Genomic DNA, 3153 nt, shown 5'->3' on the forward strand with positions numbered 1-3153 from the left:
CCCCCCCCCCCCCCCCCCCCCCCCCCCCCCCCCCCCCCCCCCCCCCCGCCAACCCGCAGAATGCCGCTCTTGCATTTGACGTTGCCTTGGCTTGAGAGCCTCGGCAGGTGCAGGGCGCAGCCCTGCAGACAATCACCTCACCGTGCTGACCACCGTCGGCAGCTGCCAATGCCCACCCGCCACGCCGCGGCACTGGCCGGTAGTGAACTCGCTGCTCTTCACGAATCGCGCGCCATCCCAGGTCCAGTCGTGGCCGGAGAAGCAGTCGCCGATCCCGCGCCCACGGAAGCGTCCGCGCAGCGTGGCGTCATCGCGATCAAAGTCCTCCGCATCGGAGGTCACGAACTTCGCCTGGTACGGCGCCTTGTCCTGCACCACCCAGTAGCCGCTGCTGAAGTTGTAGGCACCCATGAAGCAGCTGGTGCTGGCCAGCACGTGCCCGGCATCCAGTCGCTGGATCTCGATCTCATCCTGCTCGCCTTCGCTCAGGCGTGTGCACTCGTCGGCGTTCGGCAGGCTGGCGATCATCGCCTTGCGCAACGCCGGCACCTTGGCCAGCGCCGCATCCGCGCCGCGCGGTGCCACCAGTTTGCCGCGCACGATCACCGGCACCGGCAGTGCCGCCGGCACGCTCGCTTCGGCCTTGTCGCCGCGTCGCACCAGCGCGCCGGGCGTACCCAGCCGGCCCTGCGTCTCGTCCATCTTCAGCAGCACCGCCGTGGCGCCGCTGTCGGAGATCGGCCACGCCTTGCCCTTGCCATCGACAATCTCGATGCGTGCCTTGCGGGGCAGGGCGGCGAGCAGGGCATCGGTCTGCGCCTGCTTCAACAGCACCTTTTCCGCCTCGCCGGTGTCCTGCACCGGGCCCAGGTCCTTGCCATTCAGGCGCAGGCGCAGCGCACCGGTCGGCGACGGGTCATCGCCTTCGCCATTGCGCAGGCGCGCGATCACCGGCGCGTTGGGGCCGCCCGCACGTTCCAGCATCAGGCTCAGCAGGTTGGCGGGTTCTTCCGGGCTGTAACCCGCGGCGCGGCAGGTGCGGGTGTTGTCACAGGCCAGCGACCAGTCGTTGTGCTGGAATTCGACACCGGCCTTCGGCTCGGGGGTGGCGGCGTGGGCGGCCGGGGCGAGCGCGAGGGCCAGGAACAAAGTGCGGCGCATGGGCAGAAATCCGTTTCAGGGTCGGCAAGCATGAAAGAAACGGTCGAGGATTCCAAATGCTTCCGATCGGATTAGATCCCTCTGCCCGCAGAGGGCTCTGACCCCGTCTGCGGCCCCGCGTTATCATGGTGACGTCTTCCGCAACCCGGCGATGCCGATGTCCCTTGCCGCCGATGCTGCGCTGCCCGTGTCCGATACCCCGATGATCCTGCGCCGCGAGCCGGTGCAGCCCGGCGCGTGGCCCGACGACACGCTGCCGCTGCTGGCCCGTCTCTACGCCAGCCGCGGCGCGACCACGCCGGACCTCGCGCTGCCGCGGCTGGGCAACCTGCATGCCCCCGAGCTGCTGACCGGCATCGACGCGGCGGTCGCGCTGCTGGCCGAGGCCATCGCCAACGACAAGCGCATCCTGGTGGTGGGCGATTTCGACTGCGATGGCGCCACTGCCTGTGCGGTCGGCGTGCGCGGCCTGCGCATGCTCGGCGCGCAGCATGTGTTCCATGCCGTGCCCAACCGCATGGTGCACGGCTACGGCCTGTCGCCCTCGCTGGTGGAGGCGCTGGCCGAACTGCAGCCGGACCTGCTGGTTACCGTCGACCATGGCATTGCCTGCCATGCCGGCGTCAACGCGGCCAAGGCGCGCGGGTGGCAGGTGCTGGTCACCGACCACCATCTGCCGGGACCGCAGCTGCCGCCGGCCGATGTCATCGTTGACCCGAACCTGGAAGGCGACGGTTTCCCCAGCAAGTCGCTGGCCGGTGTCGGCGTCATCTTCTACGTGCTGATGGCCCTGCGCCGACAGATGCGCGAGGCTGGTGTGTTTGCCGATGGCAAGGGCCCTGACCTGACCACGCTGCTGGATCTGGTGGCGGTCGGCACCGTCGCCGATCTGGTGGTGCTGGATGCCAACAACCGCGCCCTGGTCAGCGCTGGCCTGCGTCGGCTGCGTGCCGGCCATGCCTGCGTTGGCCTGAAGGCGCTGATCGAAGCCAGCGGCCGCGATGCCGCACGGCTGACCGCCACCGACATCGGTTTCGCCCTCGGCCCGCGCCTCAATGCGGCCGGCCGCCTCGAGGACATGGCCCTGGGCATCGCCCTGCTGCTGACCGAAGACCCGCGCCAGGCCCGCGACATCGCCCAGACCCTGGAGCAGATCAACGCCGAGCGCCGCGCCGTGCAGCAGTCGATGACCGACGATGCCGAGCAGGCACTGTCGCGCGTGGTGCTGCAGTCCGAGGGCGAGCGCCCGGTGGCGGCCTGCCTGTTCGATGCCGACTGGCACCCCGGCGTGGTCGGCCTGGTCGCATCGAAGATGAAGGACCGCCTGCATCGCCCGGTGATCGCCTTCGCACCCGCTGAGCCCGGTGCCGACACCCTGCGCGGATCGGCCCGTTCCATCCCGGGCCTGCATATCCGTGATGCGTTGGCGCTGGTCGATGCACGTCATCCCGGCCTGGTCGAGCGCTTCGGCGGCCACGCGATGGCCGCCGGCCTGAGCATGCGCCTGGAGCATCTGCCAGCGTTCGAGGCTGCCTTCGTCGCCATCGTGCAGGAAGTGCTGGACCCGGCTGCATTGCAGCAGCACGTGCTCAGTGACGGCGAGCTGGCCGCGCACGAACTCGACCACCGCCATGCCGACGCCCTGCGCCTGGCCGGTCCCTGGGGGCAGGGCTTCCCCGAGCCGCTGTTCGACGGCCATTTCGAAGTGGCCAACTGGCGCGTGCTGAAGGAGCGCCACCTGAAGCTGGAACTGCGCCTGCCCGGCCTGCCGGGCACGGTCAACGCCATCCACTTCGGCGGCTGGCACGGCAATGCGCCCAGCCGCCACGTGCACCTGGCCTACCGCCTGGCCTGCGATGATTACCGCGGCGGCACCGCGATCCAGCTGATCGTCGAGCACTGCCTTCCTGCCTGACAGTGGAGCGCCGCGCTTCGCGCTCGCCGGGCTTGGCCCCGCGCGACCCGCGCGACGGTGCCCCGGGGTGCGGCCCC

2 protein-coding genes are annotated in these 3153 nt (G+C 70.3%); one reads left to right on the forward strand and one right to left on the reverse strand.

Translation table 11 applies throughout. From position 1 onward, the window contains the following. Positions 1–132 precede the first annotated feature (132 nt). Positions 133–1161 (reverse strand): DUF1176 domain-containing protein, encoded by a 1029-nt coding sequence (locus IAE56_RS20715; protein ID WP_200753813.1) that lies wholly within the window; start codon positions 1159–1161, stop codon positions 133–135. 157 nt (positions 1162–1318) lie between these two features. On the opposite strand from IAE56_RS20715, the gene recJ reads away from it, so the two are divergent. After that, positions 1319–3076, forward strand: a complete 1758-nt coding sequence (gene recJ / locus IAE56_RS20720; RefSeq protein ID WP_200753814.1) for a single-stranded-DNA-specific exonuclease RecJ — start codon at positions 1319–1321, stop codon at positions 3074–3076. The last annotated feature ends 77 nt before the right edge of the window (positions 3077–3153 follow it).

The sequence above is a fragment of the Stenotrophomonas sp. S41 genome, from assembly GCF_016624625.1.
In the GTDB taxonomy this organism is placed as follows: domain Bacteria; phylum Pseudomonadota; class Gammaproteobacteria; order Xanthomonadales; family Xanthomonadaceae; genus Stenotrophomonas.